This is a genomic window from Escherichia ruysiae (assembly GCF_031323975.1).
GTDB lineage: Bacteria > Pseudomonadota > Gammaproteobacteria > Enterobacterales > Enterobacteriaceae > Escherichia > Escherichia ruysiae.
Window position 1 is genome coordinate 2,100,250 of the sequence record NZ_JAVIWS010000001.1, and the last position, 19,629, is coordinate 2,119,878.

Consider the following 19,629-nt stretch of genomic DNA (forward strand, 5'->3'; position numbering starts at 1 on the left):
TTCGTTATGTAACGGATTGCGTTACATCACACTTCAAAAAAGTAAATAAAACGTTAATCACAAGTTTGTAATCGCTTTCATATCACTATGAAAAATGCGGCTACGGTTATGGATTTTCCTGCTCCACAAGCCGTCTTAAAACTGGCGAAAAAGGAATATGAGGACGAAAACAAGCGAAGACATTCGGCGCGAGTTGGCTATAATACTCGGCACTTGTTTGCCACATATTTTAAAGGAAACAGACATGAGCTTACTCAACGTCCCTGCGGGTAAAGATCTGCCGGAAGACATCTACGTTGTTATCGAAATCCCGGCTAACGCAGATCCGATCAAATACGAAATCGACAAAGAGAGCGGCGCACTGTTCGTTGACCGCTTCATGTCCACCGCGATGTTCTATCCGTGCAACTACGGTTACATCAACCACACCCTGTCTCTGGACGGTGATCCGGTTGACGTACTGGTTCCGACTCCGTACCCGCTGCAGCCGGGTTCTGTGATCCGTTGCCGTCCGGTTGGCGTTCTGAAAATGACCGACGAAGCCGGTGAAGATGCGAAACTGGTTGCTGTTCCGCACAGCAAGCTGAGCAAAGAATACGATCACATCAAAGACGTTAACGATCTGCCGGAACTGCTGAAGGCTCAGATCGCTCACTTCTTCGAGCACTACAAAGACCTCGAAAAAGGCAAATGGGTTAAAGTTGACGGCTGGGATAACGCCGAAGCCGCTAAAGCTGAAATCGTTGCTTCCTTCGAGCGCGCAAAGAATAAATAAGTTCTTCTAGCGCAATAACCCTGAACGCTGGGCTTCGGTTAGTAAGGGTTTTTTATGTCCGCGATAAATAAACACATCTTATTCTATCACCGCCTGCAAACGTAATAACACGTCTTCCACCACCTCGTCCGCAGCCAGACCAATACGTTTTGCCTGACAGGCGCGTAAATCCATCATTCGTACCTGATTCACCAATACTACGCCATACACATCGCCTTCTTCGCAATGTAACGGAACGCTAAATCCGGCATAACGGGCAAAATTTCCGCCCTGAGTAATGGGAGCAACCAACGTCATTCCCAGTTGATTAAAGGCTTGAACGGAGAGCACAAGCGCAGGCCGACCAGCACCTTGCTGTTCATGGCCGCTTGCTGGATCAAAGCCGACCAGCACAATGTCTCCCCGTTCAAATTCACTTTTCTTTACCATATTTCGTCACCCGCAGGGGTGGATTTACCCCAGACATCCTGCTCGCTAAGTTCCGGGGCGTTCATGTCGCACTGCATCAGCAGTTCATCAAGCGAGTAGCGCCTGGAGATGGGGGTCAGAATCAGTTGATTGTTGCTCACCTGTGCCTCAACGCTCTGCCCCGGCTGCAAGTTAAGCTCTTTCATCACAATATTGGGAATGACCATACCTGCACTGTTCCCCCATTTTTTTATGGTTATACGCATCCGCACCTCCTTAGGTTATACAAAGTATAACTCACGGTGCGACAGGAAACGTTTTACCCCTGCGCATTTGTGAACACCAGCAGAGTTTTTTATGCGTTAACAGATATGGAAAGCGGCTCGGAAGGAAAAGAAACAGGCGGGGAAGTTACAAAAAAGAATGCGAGATACCTCGAAAAAACAACGCCACCCGAAGGTGGCGTGTTTATATTATGACTTATCCCTGTCTAACCAGTCGCCGCTTTCAATCAGCGTTAATCCATCGACGGGTCGTTGATAAACGTACATCCATGCACTCCCGTACGGCGTCTGAATCAACTGGCGCGCGTATTCACCGCCCCTGGTGCGCAAGGCATCAAGTTCGGCCAGCGTGGCGTTGTCAATACGATAAACTTCACCGTGTACCGTTCCGTTGCCCGGAACTGCGCCTGGATAGTGGCCCAGGCTGTACAGTTGATAGTTATCGATACTGAAATCGCCCAGCAACTGGGCATTGGTCATCCAGTGGCTGTTGCCTTGTTTGTGACGTAAACTGCCGTAGACAAATATTCGCATCGCTAAAACTCGAACTGATAGAGCAAATCCAGTGCCTGATCTACACCAGACACGGCTTCCAGATATAGCTTTGGCATCAGGCGATAACGTAACGTGAGTGTTGCTATAGAGTCAAATATCCCCACGCCGTATTTCACTTGTAGACCTGGTAATACATAGCCGCTGACCACCACCTGGGAGGAGTCGCCTACTCCCTCGGTGTCGAGAGCTAAATTACTTACGCCAAATGTCTCGCCGATTTTACCCACAATCTGACCACTTTGTGCAACCCCCAGACCAATCAGCATCGAGGTCATCGCCGCGCTGTCGCTCTGATCGCTTTCCAGCCCTTGTCCACGCAACAAGTAAGACAACGCAGCCTGTTGCGACATCGCCGGGTCAGAGAAGATCTCCGCTTTCGGTTCATCCGCCAGTCCGGTGACGCGAACACCGGCGATTACGTCGTCTTCTGTAGCATCCGGGTTACGAATTGCTTCGATATTAAGATACGGTTGATCCGGTGGACCAGAGAACAGCAACTCGCCTTTGCGAACGATCAGATCCTGACCATAGGCATGGAAGCGACCTTCCGGAATGTTGATCTGTCCGTTCAGCCCCAGTCCCTGTTTGTCCTGTACGACATTGAGATCGCCCGTCAGCCGCGCTTTCAGGCCAAAGGCATCAATGCGCACATTGTTGCCGACGTGGACAATCAGGTTGCTGTTAATCGGAATCGACGCAGTTTTCGCCTCCTCCGGTTGTAGGTTATCGTTGAGCATCACGACATCGCTGGAGACGCCCACCGCACTTTCTGGCAGATCGTGCACCACAATGCGCGCCCACGGTACATCAACGCGACCATCAAGGGTAAACAGGCTTGGTGTGGCTTCGAATACGACATCTGGCGACACATCCATACGCACCATCGGCGGTACGGTGATCCGCACCTTACTGCCTTTTGCCGTCACCCGCGCGCGCCAGTTTTCAATCTGACTCCAGTCTGCATCCCCGTTCAGGTAAATGTCACCCTGCTGGGTTCGCACGGTGCCCGCAAGCGTCGAGCGCATACCGTTAAAGTTGACCGCAAGCTGGCTCGGCTGCATATCAAACGGCATAAAGTTGCCATCGATATCCACACCCGTAACCTGGAGCTGACCAAAGAGCTGCGGGCTTTGTACATCACCGCCCAGACGTAAATTAGCACTCACCATCCCCGCCGCTTTTTCCCCACGCGTAAAGATGGGGTTTACCATCGCGAGGTTAAAGTTGCGGATGTTGACGTTGCCACCGAGATTGCGGCGGCCTTGTGGATCGGTCACCTGCACCTGACCATCGAACTGACCATTATTAGTCAGGCGGATGGTCCAGCCCAGTTCAGCGCGGTTGTTGCGCAGTTCCGCCGTCAGATTCAGTGTCTGAAACGCCACCGGCAGCGCCGCGTCGTTGACAGTTTGCGTCACCTGCACGTTACGCCCGGAAAGGGTGATGCTACCCTGCGGCAGCCCTTCTTTGGTGGTGTCCCAGGCAACGTCTGCTTTACCTGTAAAGATGCCGCTTGCCTGAGTGGTTTCCGGCATAAACGGTTTCAGCATGGCCAGGTCGAAACGATTGAGATTCACCACCGCACGCCCTTCAGCCCCGGCATCAATGGTTTGCGGCACGCACAGTTCCGCGTTCGGGTTTACCCAGCAGTGCGGCCCGATGCTGACTTTTTGCTCCTGATTGCGGTAATCCAGCGCAATATCGCGGGACAGCGACCACGGGCCGACTGGCGTCTGGAAGCGGGTATTACTCAGCGTTCCCTTCCAGCGTTCTTCTTTGCGATCAAAACTGCCCGCCAGATTGAGCTGTCCGGAAACCGGCTCGCCCTGAATCCGCAGTTGTAGCTCGTGCTGCTTTTCGCTGCCTTTCGCATTCAGGGTGACGAGGTTGATATTCACATCCGGCTGCGAAATTTGCTCAACGCGCACATCGAGTTTACCCGCAATCTGATCGGTGGATTTTATATCGCCTTCCACGCGAACCTGCGCCACGGAGAGTTCCTGCCAGCGCAGGCTGCGCGCGGTGATATCCGCCAGCAACTGCGGCGCGTCCACCGTACCGCGAACCTTCACCAACCCTTTCGCTGTACCGCCCAGCCCTGGCAGCGCGTTATCCAGACCCGGCGCGTTGATCGTGGCATCAAGATTGAGATCTTTTACTCCCAGTTCACCTTTCACTTCGGCACTGTTAGATCCCAGTTCCAGATGCAGACCAGGGATCATCCACTGCATATAACTGTTGCCTTTCAGCGTACCGTCAACGTTCACTTTGTTCTGTTTAACGTTACCAGTCAGCTTCAACTCCGGCACGTCCATCTGCCAGGTGCCGCCGTACAGGCTGCCGCGCGTTTTGATTAAACCATTGAGTTTCGACGGCCAGTCCGGAAACTCTTTCGCGGTGTTAATGCCGTTAAGCGTTAACTCACCACGCCAGCTAATCGCCTGCTGCCAGTCGAGCAACGCTTTCAACTCAGTTTTCCCTTCCAGCGCCGCGACGGTGAGTTTGTCGAGATTCACCTGCTGTTCATTACCTTTCGCATCGAGGGTAATGGTGGCTGGCGGGATCTCCTGTCCCTTCACTGCCGTGCGCATAGAGAGCGTGTAATCGGTCATTTTGCCGGTGAGTTTCAGTTTCAGATCGTCCGCCTGATACTGTTTCTCGCCGGTAAACGGCCAGTAAAGTTGCTTGCTGTTGACTTCGACATTGAGCGGCAGTCCAGCCTCCGCCAGCCGCGTCTGAGCACGCAGATCCATATCCACCTGACCAGAAAGGTTAACGCCAATCTCCAGTTGTTCGCGCAGCGCACCGCCCACTTTCAGCTTCACTTTTTCACCCTTCAACGGCTCCACGTTCAGTGTGCTGTTGAGGGTGATATCCACCGGCCAGTTACCGGACAGCTGCGCCGTACCGCTGGCGTTAACGATCCCCTGGTTAGAGTCGATATCCAGCGCGTCCAGTTTGGTATTGCCGTCAATACTGCTCACTTTCAGCAGCATGGTGCGCACGGTGATGTCCGTGTCGCCCGTCACGCGCAATTGCTCGCCCTTAAACTCTTCAATATTCAGGTTGAGCGGCAAATGCACGTCGGTCATTTCCGGCAATACCGGGCGAGAAAAGAGATCTTTCAGCGTTTCGCCGAGCGGTTTTTCATCCGGCTGCGGATTTTCAATTTTCGGTTCAACGACTTCTTCCTGCGCCACTTCCGCCACTTTCGGCAAGGCAATCAGCAGGCCTTTCAGCGATGTCGGTTTCAGGGTCAGGGTTTTCTCCTGCCAGTTCAGACCGGAGGTGAAGTCCATCACCGACACCGTGGTGTCATCAATTTTGATATTGACGTTATCCAGCGCCACCCGCGTCAGGGTGATGGGATACGGCGTGGAGAGATCCAGCGGGCCGCTGTCTTCCTCTTCTTCAACCTGCTCTGAAGGGGGCATTTTTTTGCTGTCTATATTGACCTGAATGTCTTTCAGCGCCAGGTCATTAATACAAACGCTGCTGTCCCACAGGCACTCCAGCCCAACCGCCAGATGCAGATTACCCGCTTTAACCGCCACACCTGGCTGCTCATAACGAACGTCAGACAGAGTAAGGTCGCTCCAGCCGCCGGTCACCTTACCGATATCCAGCCCTGGCACCCAGCGATCTGCCGCTTTAAATACCAGATGCAAACCACTGGTGGTGCCCACCAGAAATGCCACCGATCCCAGCAACAGTAAGAGGACGACAACCGCGCCGAGGCTGATTTTTTTCCATAAACTCATAATTCTGGCCCCAGACCGATGTAAAACTGTAAACCATGCTCGTCTTTGTCAGCGACCGGAACGGCGAAATCGAGCTTGATCGGCCCGACTGGCGATTCCCAGCGCACGCCAACCCCGGTGCCAGTTTTAAAGTCACTGCGGCGAATATCGCTTACCGCTTCGCCGCTATCGACAAACACCGCGCCCCACCATTTTCCGGTCACGTTGTACTGATACTCCAGCGATCCGGTTATCAGTTTTGATGCCCCTTTCAGGTCACCATTGGCGTATTTCGGCGCAATAGATTTGTATTTATAGCCGCGAATGCTACGGTCACCCCCGGCAAAGAAACGCAGATCAGGCGGCACTTTGTCGAAGTCACCCGTTTCAATCCAGCCCAACGTGCCGCGCGTGACAAAACGATGGCGATCGTAGAGTGTGCGTATCCAGACGTTTTGCGCCTGAAACACAGAGAAATCGACGTCCGAGCCCCAGGCCGTGTTTGAATAGTCGATTGAGTAGCGTTGCGAGTCGCCCCAGGTCGGCATCAGGCCGCCGCGTGAACGCGTGCGGCTAATCATCACGCCTGGATAAAACAGCATCGTGGTGTTGGTAATTTCACCCTGGGTAAAGTGGTCAAGACTCCAGCGTAAGTTAATGGCGCGCTGCCAGCCGCTGGAGAGATCCCAATAACGGGAGGCCACCAGAGTTGTAGAGTCGGATTCCGTATCGTTCAGATCGGTGCGCTTAAAACCGCCCTGTACCAGATAATATTGTTCCAGCGGGTTCTTAAGCAGCGGCATTTTATAGCTAAAGTCGAGAGTCTGTTCCGGTGCAGAGATACTTGTGCTGGTGGTCAGGCTGTGACCGTAAGAGTTCATCCACGGCTTTTTCCACGTCGCTTTAACACGTGGACCTACGTCCGTTGAGTACCCTACCCCGGTTTCAATCGTATTTTCCGTGCGCGGCGAAACGACGCCGGTAAGCGGCAATACTTTTGTTTCTCGCGCTTTATCAAACTGCGGTGCGACCACCACCGAGTTAAACCAACCAGTGGCGGAGAGACGGCGGTTCAGCTCTGCCAGGTCTTTTGACTCGTATTCATCACCTTCTTTAAACGGAACAAGGTTTTGCAGATACTCATCGCGGATCTGTGAGCCTTCGAAGGTCACATGCCCAAAGCGGTAGCGTTCGCCACTGTTGTAATCAATATCCCAATAGGCTTTATGCAAGCCAAGTGCAATACCCAACTGGGCTTTGGTAAATTCACTATCGAAATAGCCTTTGCGCAACGCGATGCTGGTTAAGGACTTTTTGAAATTTTCGTAGTCACCCTGATTCAGCACCGTGCCTATAGCCGGGCGAGTATCGAGCAACTTCAAATAGTCTTTATCGGTCCGTGCACCACCGCGCAGCACAACATCGGTGCCGCCAATCAAAATGGGTACGCCGGGCGTGACTTTGGCGATCAAAACCTGTCGCCCTTTCTTTGGCGGTGGTCGGAGATCAAATTCAATGGTCGGCTGGTAATAGCCCAGCGCCTTCAGGCCTTCGCGGATGGCATCATCGACACGCGCGCGAAATCGCCGGTCTGGCGTCACTTCATCACTTTCAATCGTAGAAAGCTGTGCACGAACATTTTTTTCCAGCTGTCCTGATAACCCTTCGACCTGTAGACGGACGTTCGCGGCGATAGCAGAACCACCAAAGCAGAGTAAGCTTACACAACATAACTGTCGGATATAGCGCACATTTTCTCCTGAATATCCTTTGTTCCTGCCCCTGGAACCCCGTTAAACGGCTTAACAAAAAACCAGCAATATGGATTTAAAAGCAGACTAAATCCAAAATATTTCTTATGTTTTACTTTATACACATTCACGAGAGTTATTGTGTGCAAATACGTCTCTTGTTACAACCTAAACCCCAAAGACCGATTTCGGGAGAGCGATACCATGAGTTTATTTGATAAAAAGCATCTGGTTTCCCCCGCCGATGCCCTTCCTGGACGTAATACCCCGATGCCCGTAGCCACGTTGAATGCAGTCAACGGTCACTCAATGACAAATGTGCCTGACGGAATGGAAATCGCCATTTTTGCTATGGGCTGTTTCTGGGGCGTGGAACGCCTTTTCTGGCAACTTCCCGGTGTTTACAGCACCGCCGCAGGTTATACCGGCGGCTACACGCCAAACCCGACTTATCGGGAAGTGTGTTCTGGTGATACCGGCCACGCCGAAGCGGTACGCGTGGTTTACGATCCGTCAGTGATCAGCTACGAACAACTGTTACAAGTATTCTGGGAGAATCACGATCCCGCACAAGGGATGCGTCAGGGCAATGACCATGGCACGCAGTATCGTTCCGCGATTTATCCGCTAACACCAGAACAGGATGCTGCCGCCCGCGCCAGTCTGGAACGTTTCCAGGCCGCGATGCTTGCCGCCGATGACGATCGTCACATCACCACGGAAATCGCTAACGCGACACCGTTTTATTATGCCGAAGATGACCACCAGCAATATCTGCATAAAAACCCGTATGGTTATTGCGGAATTGGTGGGATCGGCGTTTGCCTGCCGCCTGAAGCGTAGCAATAAAAGGCCGAACTAAAGCGAAATGAAGCAAAAATTTAACCCTCTGGCGACTTTACAGTACCTTACGCTATACTAGCCACTGAAAATGTCGGTTCACTCTCTTCGAACCGGCTTTCAATGTGTATTTCACACAAATTAATCAACTTCCCCTTCCGAGGATCTGACCTGAACGGTCGGATAAGATATGTTAAACAGTATTTTAGTCATACTCTGCTTGATCGCTGTGAGTGCGTTCTTCTCGATATCCGAGATCTCGCTTGCCGCCTCACGCAAAATCAAACTTAAACTGCTGGCTGATGAAGGCAATATAAACGCCCAGCGCGTTCTGGATATGCAGGAAAATCCCGGCATGTTCTTTACCGTGGTGCAAATTGGTCTGAACGCGGTGGCAATACTCGGCGGTATCGTCGGTGATGCGGCGTTCTCTCCGGCTTTTAATAGCCTGTTCTCCCGCTATATATCGGCGGAACTCTCTGAGCAACTGAGCTTTATTCTCTCTTTCTCGTTAGTGACTGGCATGTTTATTCTGTTTGCGGATTTAACCCCGAAACGCATCGGTATGATTGCGCCAGAAGCTGTGGCTTTGCGTATCATCAACCCGATGCGCTTCTGCCTGTTCGTCTGCACCCCTCTGGTGTGGTTTTTCAACGGCCTGGCGAACATGATCTTCCGTATCTTTAAATTGCCAATGGTACGTAAAGATGACATCACATCTGATGACATCTACGCAGTCGTGGAGGCCGGTGCGCTGGCTGGGGTATTGCGTAAACAGGAACACGAACTGATCGAAAACGTGTTTGAACTGGAATCCCGTACCGTGCCGTCTTCCATGACGCCGCGTGAAAACGTGATTTGGTTCGATCTCCATGAAGATGAGCAAAGCCTGAAGAATAAAGTGGCGGAGCATCCGCACTCGAAATTCCTCGTCTGTAATGAAGATATCGATCACATTATCGGTTATGTCGATTCAAAAGATCTGCTGAACCGCGTGCTGGCCAATCAAAGCCTGGCACTGAACAGCGGCGTGCAAATTCGCAATACGCTGATCGTGCCTGATACGCTGACCCTCTCTGAGGCGCTGGAAAGTTTTAAAGCTGCGGGTGAAGACTTTGCGGTAATCATGAACGAGTACGCACTGGTGGTGGGGATCATCACCCTCAACGACGTGATGACCACGTTGATGGGCGATCTGGTCGGTCAGGGGCTGGAAGAACAGATTGTGGCGCGTGATGAGAATTCATGGCTAATCGATGGCGGTACGCCGATTGACGACGTGATGCGCGTGCTGGATATCGACGAGTTCCCGCAGTCGGGCAACTACGAAACCATCGGCGGCTTTATGATGTTTATGTTGCGTAAGATCCCGAAACGCACTGATTCGGTGAAGTTCTCCGGTTACAAATTTGAAGTGGTGGATATTGATAACTACCGCATCGACCAGCTACTGGTTACGCGAATCGACAGTAAAGCCACCGCCCTTTCGCCAAAACTGCCTGACGCCAAAGATAAAGAAGAAAGCGTCGCATAACCCCAGAAACATCAACGGCTCCTGAATCAGGAGCCGTCTTATTACTGCATAGCACTTGGTTAAGCCATCTCTGTTTGCAGACGCATAACCTGACGGTTAACTTCGGACATCACTGACAAATGCAGTTTATCCTTCACTTTTGGGATAAGAATCTTACCCTTATCAAATTCAAAAGCGCCAACGTCCTTGATGTATAACCGTCCACGGAACAGGATCTTCACGTACTTCGCCACCTGAAGTGGGTTGTACCGTTGGAAAATTTTCATTGTTGTCTCCTGCTGAGTATTACGCCTTTGCGGTGCCACAATCGGCCCAACTATTATGAGGCGCAAATTTTAATGCCTAATGACTATAGACTATCGGGGTAATGTTTCCAGCGTGTATAAATTTTTTTACCCCACTGTTACAATTATTCAGAATTATCTCTTCACCTAACCACAATCTTCAGTATAAACATTCATTTTTCATATGATTTGTGCGCTTGTCCGCAAACTGGCACCGCACTTGCGGGAAATTCGATAAATAGCACATATGATTAAAAGCCAGACCCAAGTGGTCGGATCACCTGCATACGATAAGAAGGAAACACTATGACCCTACGCAAGATCCTCGCGCTGACTTGCTTGCTACTGCCGATGATGGCCTCCGCGCATAAATTCGAAACTGGTCAGCGCGTACCGCCGATTGGTATTACCGATCGTGGCGAGTTGGTGTTTGATAAAGATCAGTTTAGCTACAAAACCTGGAACAGTGCGCAGTTAGCGGGAAAAGTGCGAGTACTGCAACATATTGCCGGTCGCACCTCCGCAAAAGAGAAAAATGCGACGCTGATTGAAGCAATTAAATCGGCGAAATTGCCGCACGACCGCTACCAGACCACCACCATTGTCAACACCGACGACGCTATTCCCGGCTCAGGTATGTTTGTGCGCAGCAGCCTGGAGAGCAATAAAAAACTCTATCCGTGGTCGCAGTTTATTGTCGACAGCAATGGCGTCGCGCGCGGAGCCTGGCAACTGGATGAAGAGAGTTCTTCCATTGCAGTGCTGGATAAAGACGGTCGCGTGCAATGGGCGAAGGACGGGGCGTTAACCCAGCAAGAAGTGCAGCAAGTCATGGACTTGCTGCAAAAATTGCTTAATAAATAGAAACCCGGAATCCAGGATTCAGGAAGGATTCGCGCGGAGTGTAATCCAGCGGTTTGCCCTGCCAGTCGTGAACGTGTGCTCCGGCGGCGGCGGCCACGGCATGACCGGCAGCGGTATCCCAAATATTCGTCGGCCCGAAACGCGGGTAGAGCTGCGCCTGACCTTCCGCCACCAGGCAGAATTTCAGTGAAGAGCCGATAGATGTCGTCTGGTGTTCACCAAGCTGTTGCAGATACTCTTTCAGCTCGGCATCCGCATGGGAACGGCTAATGACCACCAGCGGCGGACGGGCGTCGCGTACCTGAATCTGCTTGCGCACGCCGCACTCTTCTTTCCAGGCTTTGCCTTCCGCCGCGCTGTACATGACGTTCATTACCGGCGCATACACCACACCTAATACCGGTTTGCCTTTGTCAATCAGCGCAATGTTAACGGTAAATTCACCATTTCGTTTAATAAACTCTTTGGTGCCGTCCAGCGGATCTACCAGCCAGTAACGTTGCCAGTGCTGGCGGACTTCCCAACCGGGAGGATCTTCTTCGGAAAGAACCGGAATATCCGGCGTTAGTGTACGTAAACCGTCCATGATTACGGTGTGCGCGGCAATGTCCGCCGCCGTCACCGGTGAGTTATCCGCTTTGCTGACGACGTCCATCGGTTTTGTCCCGTCGTAGACCTGCATAATGGCATCGCCCGCATTCCGTGCGAGTTGACATACTTGTTCTAACATTCTCCACCTCTTTTGTTTCAGTGGTGTTAACTTGTTGTTTTACTTATACCCTATCGTTAAAGAATCCGCCAACTGTGATGGCGTCATCGTTTCCTGATTTATTATTTATGGCATCCTTCACGCTCCGTATGAAAGACGTCTCATCTTCTCGTTCATAAAAGGATGCCCAGATGGTTAAGTTTAGTGCAACGCTTCTTGCTACGCTGATTGCCGCCAGTGTGAATGCGGCAACAGTCGATCTCCGCATAATGGAAACCTCTGATTTGCATAGCAACATGATGGATTTCGATTATTACAAAGATACATCCACAGAAAAATTTGGACTGGTACGCACTGCGAGCCTGATTAATGACGCGCGCAATGAAGTGAAAAATAGCGTACTGGTCGATAACGGTGACCTGATCCAGGGTAGCCCGCTGGCGGATTACATGTCGGCGAAAGGATTAAAAGCGGGTGATGTTCATCCGGTCTATAAGGCGCTGAATACGCTGGATTATACCGTCGGCACGCTTGGCAACCACGAGTTTAACTACGGTCTGGATTACCTGAAAAATGCGCTGGCGGGAGCGAATTTCCCCTATGTGAATGCCAACGTCATCGACACTAAAACCAAACAGCCGATGTTCACACCGTATTTAATTAAAGATACCGAAGTGGTCGATAAAGACGGAAAAAAACAGACGCTGAAGATTGGCTATATTGGCGTCGTGCCGCCGCAAATCATGGGCTGGGATAAAGCTAATTTATCCGGAAAAGTGACGGTGAATGATATTACCGAAACCGTGCGCAAATACGTGCCTGAAATGCGCGAGAAAGGTGCCGATGTTGTTGTCGTTCTGGCGCACTCTGGTTTGTCTGCCGACCCGTATAAAGTGATGGCGGAAAACTCAGTTTATTATCTCAGTGAAATTCCTGGCGTTGACGCCATTATGTTTGGCCATGCTCACGCCGTTTTCCCGAGTAAAGATTTTGCTGATATCAAAGGGGCTGATATCGCCAAAGGCACGCTGAATGGTGTTCCGGCAGTGATGCCTGGCATGTGGGGCGATCATCTCGGTGTGGTCGATCTGCAACTCAGTAATGACAGCGGTAAATGGCAGGTGACGCAGGCAAAAGCGGAAGCACGACCGATTTACGACATCGCCAACAAAAAATCACTGGCTGCGGAAGACAGCAAGCTGGTCGAAACGCTGAAAGCCGATCACGATGCCACCCGCCAGTTTGTCAGCAAACCTATCGGAAAATCTGCCGACAATATGTATAGCTATCTGGCGCTGGTGCAGGACGATCCGACCGTTCAGGTGGTGAACAACGCGCAAAAAGCGTATGTCGAACATTACATTCAGGGCGACCCGAATCTGGCAAAACTGCCGGTACTCTCTGCTGCTGCACCGTTTAAAGTTGGCGGTCGCAAAAATGACCCAGCCAGCTATGTTGAAGTGGAAAAAGGTCAGCTAACCTTCCGCAACGCCGCCGATCTCTATCTCTACCCCAATACGCTGATTGTGGTAAAAGCCAGCGGTAAAGAGGTGAAAGAGTGGCTGGAATGCTCCGCTGGACAGTTTAACCAGATTGATCCCAACAGCACTCAACCGCAGTCTTTAATTAACTGGGACGGTTTCCGCACCTATAACTTTGATGTTATTGATGGCGTGAATTACCAGATTGACGTCACCCAGCCAGCCCGCTATGACGGTGAATGTCAGGTGGTTAATGCTAATGCGGAAAGGATTAAGAACCTGACCTTTAACGGCAAACCAATTGATCCGAACGCGATGTTCCTCGTTGCCACCAATAACTATCGCGCTTATGGCGGCAAATTTGCCGGAACCGGCGATAGCCATATTGCTTTTGCTTCTCCGGATGAGAACCGCTCGGTGCTGGCAGCGTGGATTGCTGAAGAATCGAAGCGTGCGGGGGAAATCCACCCGGCGGCAGATAACAACTGGCGTTTAGCACCGATCCCCGGCGATAAGAAACTGGATATCCGTTTTGAAACATCCCCGTCAGATAAAGCCGCAGCGTTTATTAAAGAGAAGGGGCAGTATCCGATGAATAAAGTCGCGACCGATGATATCGGGTTTGCGATTTATCAGGTGGATTTGAGTCAGTAATAGACATCTTTTTCGGCCTACAAATCATCAACCGCATCCGGCACTTATTGTCGGATGCGATGCTACCGTATCTTATCCTCCCTACAAGCCATAAACCGTAGGCCGGATAAGCGCAGCGCATCCGGCAGTTATGCCACACGTTCATCCCGCACCGCCAGCACCTCTGGCAGATGAATCTCAATCCAGTCCGCCAGCGCAGCAACCTTTTCACTCACCTGCTCGCCCAGCGGCGTGAGGCTATATTCCACATGCGGCGGCACCACCGGATACGAGATACGGTTAACAAAACCATCCTGCTCCAGCGCCTGTAACGACTGCGCTAGCATCTTTTCACTCACCCCGCCCATTTTACGGCGCAGGTCGCTAAAGCGATGAGTGCCTTCGCGTAGCGCCACCAGAATCAACACCCCCCAACGGCTGGTGACGTGTTTCAGCACCTCGCGCGACGGGCACTGTTCAGCGAAGAGATTTCCCTCTTTCAGTTGTTGCGACAGACTAACCTGACTCATTTCATACTTACCTTTTTGTGCGTACTTACTAAAAGTAAGTTTAGGTGTTAGCGTATTTAAACACAAGACAAACTGATGGAGGCATCCCATGATTGCTATTACCGGCGCAACCGGCCAACTTGGTCACTATGTTATTGAGTCCCTGGTGAAAACCGTTCCTGCCAGCCAAATAGTGGCTATCGTTCGTAATCCGGCAAAAGCCCAGGCCCTGGCAGCACAAGGCATTACCGTGCGTCAGGCTGACTACGGCGATGAAGCCGCACTGACATCTGCGCTACAGGGCGTGGAAAAACTACTGCTGATCTCTTCCAGCGAAGTGGGTCAACGTGCCCCGCAGCATCGTAATGTTATTAATGCCGCAAAGACGGCTGGCGTGAAATTTATCGCTTATACCAGCCTGCTACATGCAGATACCTCCCCGCTCGGCCTCGCCGATGAGCACATCGAGACGGAGAAAATGCTGGCTGATTCTGGCATCGTTTACACCCTTCTGCGCAACGGCTGGTACACCGAAAACTACCTCGCCAGCGCCCCGGCAGCACTGGAACACGGCGTATTTATCGGTGCGGCGGGCGATGGCAACATTGCCTCAGCAACGCGGGCAGATTATGCAGCCGCTGCCGCGCGCGTGATTAGCGAAGCTGGTCACGAAGGCAAGGTTTACGAACTGGCGGGCGACAGCGCCTGGACGCTGACACAGTTAGCGGCAGAGCTAAGCAAACAGAGCGGCAAACAGGTTACCTATCAAAATCTGAGCGAAGCCGATTTCGCCGCTGCACTGAAAAGCGTCGGACTGCCCGACGGACTGGCGGATATGCTGGCGGATTCTGACGTTGGCGCGTCAAAAGGCGGTCTGTTTGATGACAGCAAAACGCTGAGTAAACTAATTGGTCGCCCAACGACAACGTTAGCCGAAAGCGTAAGCAATCTGTTTAATGTTAATAACTAGTTAATTAAAGTGGCATCCTCCCGCATCCTCTCTGATAATGACGGGATGCCGGGAGCAATCATGTCTGCTTCCTGAACGTTTCTTCTGACAGATCAATGGATGCCAGTAATGATTAGCGGCGTGCTGTACGCCCTGTTAGCAGGGTTGATGTGGGGACTTATTTTTGTCGGGCCGTTGATCGTGCCGGAATACCCGGCAATGTTGCAGTCGATGGGGCGTTATCTGGCGTTAGGGTTAATTGCGCTGCCCATTGCCTGGCTGGGACGCGTGCGTCTGCGTCAGTTGGCGCGTCGCGACTGGCTTACTGCGCTGATGCTCACTATGATGGGCAACCTCATTTATTACTTCTGCCTTGCCAGTGCCATTCAACGTACTGGCGCGCCTGTTTCCACGATGATTATCGGCACCCTGCCGGTGGTGATTCCTGTCTTTGCCAATCTGCTTTATAGCCAGCGCGACGGCAAACTCGCGTGGGGGAAACTCGCCCCGGCACTGATTTGTATTGGCATTGGCCTTGCGTGTGTGAATATTGCTGAGTTAAACCACGGACTCCCCGATTTTGACTGGGCACGTTATACCTCTGGCATCGTGCTGGCGTTAGTTTCCGTGGTCTGCTGGGCATGGTATGCCCTGCGCAACGCCCGCTGGCTGCGGGAAAATCCCGACAAACATCCAATGATGTGGGCGACAGCGCAGGCGCTGGTCACGCTGCCGGTTTCGCTCATCGGTTATGTTGTCGCTTGTTACTGGCTGAATACGCAAACGCCGGACTTCTCCCTACCCTTTGGCCCCCGCCCGCTGGTGTTTATTAGTCTGATGATTGCGATAGCCGTGCTTTGCTCATGGGTCGGCGCACTTTGCTGGAACGTCGCCAGCCAGCGATTACCAACCGTGATTCTCGGGCCGTTGATTGTTTTCGAAACGCTGGCAGGTTTGCTGTACACCTTTTTACTCCGCCAGCAAATGCCGCCGTTGATGACACTGGGCGGTATCGCGCTGTTAGTGGTTGGCGTGGTCATTGCAGTCAGAGCAAAACCGGAAAAACCTTTAACTGAATCTGTCTCAGAAAGTTGACATGCTGGCTGTGAGTTAAATAAGCCTCTGCTACGTAAGGGTTATAGCATTTGCCTTAAAGATGCATTTAAAATGCACCTTATCTTATTAAGAATGAGGTATCAGCTATGGCTTATCGCGACCAACCTTTAGGTGAACTGGCGCTCTCTATTCCTCGCGCTTCGGCTCTGTTTCGTAAATATGATATGGATTACTGCTGCGGCGGTAAGCAGACGCTGGCGCGCGCGGCGGCACGTAAAGAGCTGGATGTTGACGTCATTGAAGCCGAACTGGCAAAGCTTGCTGAACAACCGATTGAGAAAGACTGGCGTAGCGCGCCGCTGGCGGAAATCATCGACCATATCATCGTGCGCTACCACGATCGTCACCGCGAACAACTGCCGGAACTGATCCTGCAAGCTACTAAAGTCGAGCGCGTTCACGCCGACAAACCAAGTGTGCCAAAAGGGCTGACAAAATACCTGACTATGCTGCATGAAGAGCTTTCCAGCCACATGATGAAAGAAGAGCAGATCCTCTTCCCGATGATTAAACAAGGCATGGGTAGCCAGGCAATGGGGCCTATCAGTGTGATGGAAAGCGAGCACGATGAAGCGGGCGAACTGCTGGAAGTGATTAAACACACGACCAATAACGTCACACCGCCGCCGGAAGCCTGCACCACCTGGAAAGCGATGTATAACGGCATTAATGAACTGATTGATGACCTGATGGATCACATCAGTCTGGAAAACAATGTACTGTTCCCACGCGCGCTGGCAGGTGAGTGATCTAAAAGCTGGATGGCATTGCGCCATCCAGCATGATAATGCGGTTATTTCCGCAGTTCAGCAGCCCGCTTCTTACCAATAAACAACCAGCCCAACCCCAGCGCGATAAACCACAGCGGGGTAACCAGCAGCGCCTGGCGGGTGTCCTCTTCCAGCGTCAGCAGCACGATGACGAATACAAAGAACGCCATACATACCCAACACATCAGCTTGCCGAGCGGCATCTTGTAGATCGACTTCTCATGCAGGTGCGGACGTTGTTTGCGGTACACCAGGTACGAACAAAGGATAATCGTCCAGACAAACATAAACAGAATCGCGGAAACGGTTGTGATCATCGTGAACGCACCAATCACGCTTGGATTCACGTACAACATCACCACGCCGCCGAGCAGACAGATGCAAGAGAAGGTCAGCCCTTTCGCGGGTACTGCGCGTTTAGAGAGTTTAGCGAATGCTTTCGGCGCGACGCCTTCCTGCGCCAGACCAAACAGCATACGGCTGGTAGAGAATACGCCGCTGTTAGCGGAAGACGCCGCAGAGGTCAGCACCACAAAGTTAATTACGCTGGCAGCAGCAGGCAAACCTACCAACACAAACAGTTCAACAAACGGGCTTTTCTCCGCGACCACAGAACTCCACGGCGTCACAGACATAATTACAATTAGCGCGAAGACGTAGAACATAATGATGCGGATCGGAATGGAGTTAATCGCGCGTGGCAGTGATTTCTCCGGATCTTTCGTTTCCGCAGCCGTTGTACCGACCAGTTCAATCCCCACGAAAGCGAAAACCGCAATCTGGAATCCGGCAAAGAAGCCGCTTAAGCCTTTCGGGAACCAGCCGCCGTCATTCCACAAATGCGCGAACGACGCTTCCACACCGGTCGGAGACTGGAAGTGCATCATCACCATGATCAGACCAACGACAATCAGCGACACGATGGCGACGATTTTGATCATCGCAAACCAGAACTCCATCTCACCAAACATTTTCACGGTGGCGAGATTAAGAACCAGCAACAGAATGATCACCGCCAGCGAGGCGACCCAGTCGGAGAGATCGGGGAACCAGAACTGAGCATAAGCCGTGATCGCCACCACGTCTGCCATACCGGTTACAACCCAGCAGAACCAGTAAGTCCAGCCGGTGAAATATCCCGCCCACGGCCCCAGTAAATCGGAAGCGAAGTCACTAAAAGATTTGTATTCCAGATTCGAAAGCAGCAATTCCCCCATTGCCCGCATCACGAAAAAGAGCATAAAACCGATGATCATATAAACGAAAATGATCGACGGCCCGGCAAGACTGATTGTTTTACCGGAACCCATAAACAACCCTGTACCTATGGCACCGCCAATGGCAATAAGCTGAATATGTCGGTTTGTGAGATTGCGCCGTAGCGACTGTTCAGCCGGAGCCTGATCATCGGCAACGACTTTTACCTGATCTACCATGTTTTTTTCTTCCTGTACCTGTCTGTGTTGTTCAGGCTCTGCGGCCTTTAGTCAGTCTATGATACGACGAATCTGTATCGGGACTCATCGATATTAGGTAACAATACGCGGGATGAATACTAAGATTTAGATCTAATGTTAATTTTATGTTTAAAGTGGGTGTCATATCACGGTGATAACGCGAAACAGCTCACAAAAATACACGCTTACGGGGTCTTTTCAACACAAAATAGCGTCGTTTGGCAAACTGAAGGGTTTATTGCTGAATGCCTGCTCCCCTCTGGTTCGAGGGAACAGAATGCGCTGCTTAGAGGATTTCCAGCAGTTCGACTTCAAACACCAGGGTGCTGAACGGAGGGATGGAGGCGCCAGCGCCGCGCTCGCCATATGCCAGTTCCTGCGGGATGGTCAGTTCCCATTTAGAACCTACCGGCATCAGAGTCAGTGCTTCAATCCAGCCAGGGATCACGCCGTTAACCGGGAATTCAGCCGGTTCGCCACGGGCAACGGAACTGTCAAATACAGTACCGTCGATCAATTTACCGGTGTAATGAACACGAACGCGGTCGGTACGTGCCGGAATTGCGCCTTCACCCTGGTTGATCACGCGGAATTGCAGGCCAGATTCGGTGCTATTCACACCTTCTTTTTTAGCGTTTTCTTCCAGGTATTTCACACCTTCAGCAGCCATCGCCTGGAAACGCTGACGACGAACGGCATCGGCACGTTCGTGAATTTCACGCAGCGCGCGGTGCACCACATCAACCGGAACAGCCGGATGTTTACCTTCCAGTGCATCGGCAATGCCTGCAACCAGTGCTTCTGGCAGCAGCCCTTGCAGGCCAGATTCACTCAGTTGTTGCCCTACCTGCAAACCTATACCGTAGCTTGCTTGCGCTTCGATGGTGTCAAAAGTTGGGGTGGTCATCGTATTTCCTTTCTTCGGGTATAAAGTAGCGGGCAGCATATCAGCCACACTTCTTTGGGTAAA

Annotated in this window: 18 protein-coding genes; 8 read left to right on the forward strand and 10 right to left on the reverse strand. The window is 51.7% G+C overall.

Annotated features, from left to right (window positions below):
• Nucleotides 1-244: 244 nt before the first annotated feature.
• A complete protein-coding gene (ppa, locus tag RGV86_RS10330; RefSeq protein WP_000055074.1) occupies nucleotides 245-775 on the forward strand; it encodes an inorganic diphosphatase in 531 nt (176 codons plus the stop codon).
• 78 nt (nucleotides 776-853) lie between these two features.
• On the opposite strand, the gene RGV86_RS10335 is transcribed toward ppa, so the two are convergent.
• The 5 genes from RGV86_RS10335 to tamA form a co-directional block, all read right to left on the reverse strand.
• On the reverse strand, nucleotides 854-1,204 hold the full coding sequence (locus RGV86_RS10335) for a type II toxin-antitoxin system ChpB family toxin (RefSeq protein WP_085461236.1): 351 nt from the start codon (nucleotides 1,202-1,204) through the stop codon (nucleotides 854-856).
• Nucleotides 1,198-1,449 carry a type II toxin-antitoxin system antitoxin ChpS gene (gene chpS / locus RGV86_RS10340; RefSeq protein WP_001223205.1) on the reverse strand — a complete coding sequence of 84 codons (252 nt, stop codon included), beginning with the start codon at nucleotides 1,447-1,449 and terminating at the stop codon, nucleotides 1,198-1,200. The genes RGV86_RS10335 and chpS overlap by 7 nt, the downstream gene beginning before the upstream one ends.
• 207 nt (nucleotides 1,450-1,656) lie before the next feature.
• Nucleotides 1,657-2,001, reverse strand: a complete 345-nt coding sequence (locus RGV86_RS10345) for a gamma-glutamylcyclotransferase family protein (RefSeq protein ID WP_001219162.1) — start codon at nucleotides 1,999-2,001, stop codon at nucleotides 1,657-1,659.
• 2 nt (nucleotides 2,002-2,003) lie between these two features.
• On the reverse strand, nucleotides 2,004-5,783 hold the full coding sequence (tamB, locus tag RGV86_RS10350) for an autotransporter assembly complex protein TamB (RefSeq protein WP_137598349.1): 3,780 nt from the start codon (nucleotides 5,781-5,783) through the stop codon (nucleotides 2,004-2,006).
• A complete protein-coding gene (gene tamA / locus RGV86_RS10355; protein WP_032226403.1) occupies nucleotides 5,780-7,513 on the reverse strand; it encodes an autotransporter assembly complex protein TamA in 1,734 nt (577 codons plus the stop codon). The genes tamB and tamA overlap by 4 nt, the downstream gene beginning before the upstream one ends.
• A gap of 204 nt (nucleotides 7,514-7,717) precedes the next feature.
• Between tamA and msrA the strand changes: the two genes are divergently transcribed.
• Both msrA and paeA read left to right on the forward strand, forming a co-directional pair.
• Complete coding sequence (gene msrA / locus RGV86_RS10360) at nucleotides 7,718-8,356, forward strand: peptide-methionine (S)-S-oxide reductase MsrA (RefSeq protein ID WP_000051459.1); 639 nt, start codon at nucleotides 7,718-7,720, stop codon at nucleotides 8,354-8,356.
• A gap of 187 nt (nucleotides 8,357-8,543) precedes the next feature.
• Nucleotides 8,544-9,887, forward strand: coding sequence for a polyamine export protein PaeA (gene paeA / locus RGV86_RS10365; protein ID WP_000935031.1), 1,344 nt, complete (start codon nucleotides 8,544-8,546; stop codon nucleotides 9,885-9,887).
• 59 nt (nucleotides 9,888-9,946) lie between these two features.
• Here paeA and RGV86_RS10370 read toward each other — a convergent pair whose 3' ends face one another.
• A complete protein-coding gene (locus RGV86_RS10370) occupies nucleotides 9,947-10,153 on the reverse strand; it encodes a DUF1107 domain-containing protein (RefSeq protein WP_000689228.1) in 207 nt (68 codons plus the stop codon).
• A 324-nt stretch (nucleotides 10,154-10,477) separates the two neighbouring features.
• On the opposite strand from RGV86_RS10370, the gene RGV86_RS10375 reads away from it, so the two are divergent.
• The gene (locus RGV86_RS10375) at nucleotides 10,478-11,035 is read left to right on the forward strand and encodes a YtfJ family protein (protein WP_000175265.1); all 558 of its coding nucleotides are present in this window, start codon (nucleotides 10,478-10,480) and stop codon (nucleotides 11,033-11,035) included.
• Here the strand turns inward: RGV86_RS10375 and cysQ are convergent.
• Complete coding sequence (gene cysQ, locus RGV86_RS10380) at nucleotides 11,025-11,765, reverse strand: 3'(2'),5'-bisphosphate nucleotidase CysQ (protein ID WP_000893402.1); 741 nt, start codon at nucleotides 11,763-11,765, stop codon at nucleotides 11,025-11,027. The genes RGV86_RS10375 and cysQ overlap by 11 nt on opposite strands.
• Nucleotides 11,766-11,935: 170 nt before the next feature.
• On the opposite strand from cysQ, the gene cpdB reads away from it, so the two are divergent.
• Nucleotides 11,936-13,879 (forward strand): 2',3'-cyclic-nucleotide 2'-phosphodiesterase, encoded by a 1,944-nt coding sequence (gene cpdB / locus RGV86_RS10385; protein ID WP_085461238.1) that lies wholly within the window; start codon nucleotides 11,936-11,938, stop codon nucleotides 13,877-13,879.
• 128 nt (nucleotides 13,880-14,007) lie between these two features.
• On the opposite strand, the gene RGV86_RS10390 is transcribed toward cpdB, so the two are convergent.
• Nucleotides 14,008-14,388 carry a winged helix-turn-helix transcriptional regulator gene (locus RGV86_RS10390; protein ID WP_010348218.1) on the reverse strand — a complete coding sequence of 127 codons (381 nt, stop codon included), beginning with the start codon at nucleotides 14,386-14,388 and terminating at the stop codon, nucleotides 14,008-14,010.
• 88 nt (nucleotides 14,389-14,476) lie between these two features.
• Between RGV86_RS10390 and qorB the strand changes: the two genes are divergently transcribed.
• From qorB to ytfE, 3 genes are all read left to right on the forward strand, one after another.
• The gene (gene qorB, locus RGV86_RS10395; protein ID WP_085461239.1) at nucleotides 14,477-15,337 is read left to right on the forward strand and encodes an NAD(P)H:quinone oxidoreductase; all 861 of its coding nucleotides are present in this window, start codon (nucleotides 14,477-14,479) and stop codon (nucleotides 15,335-15,337) included.
• A 108-nt stretch (nucleotides 15,338-15,445) separates the two neighbouring features.
• Nucleotides 15,446-16,411, forward strand: a complete 966-nt coding sequence (locus RGV86_RS10400) for a DMT family transporter (RefSeq protein WP_085461240.1) — start codon at nucleotides 15,446-15,448, stop codon at nucleotides 16,409-16,411.
• A gap of 107 nt (nucleotides 16,412-16,518) precedes the next feature.
• Nucleotides 16,519-17,181, forward strand: coding sequence for an iron-sulfur cluster repair protein YtfE (gene ytfE / locus RGV86_RS10405; RefSeq protein ID WP_000331449.1), 663 nt, complete (start codon nucleotides 16,519-16,521; stop codon nucleotides 17,179-17,181).
• 44 nt (nucleotides 17,182-17,225) lie between these two features.
• On the opposite strand, the gene cycA is transcribed toward ytfE, so the two are convergent.
• Both cycA and bamJ read right to left on the reverse strand, forming a co-directional pair.
• Complete coding sequence (gene cycA, locus RGV86_RS10410; protein ID WP_000228333.1) at nucleotides 17,226-18,638, reverse strand: D-serine/D-alanine/glycine transporter; 1,413 nt, start codon at nucleotides 18,636-18,638, stop codon at nucleotides 17,226-17,228.
• Between the two features lie 307 nt (nucleotides 18,639-18,945).
• On the reverse strand, nucleotides 18,946-19,566 hold the full coding sequence (gene bamJ, locus RGV86_RS10415) for a BamJ family beta-barrel-assembly machinery protein (protein WP_000211237.1): 621 nt from the start codon (nucleotides 19,564-19,566) through the stop codon (nucleotides 18,946-18,948).
• Nucleotides 19,567-19,629: the final 63 nt, after the last annotated feature.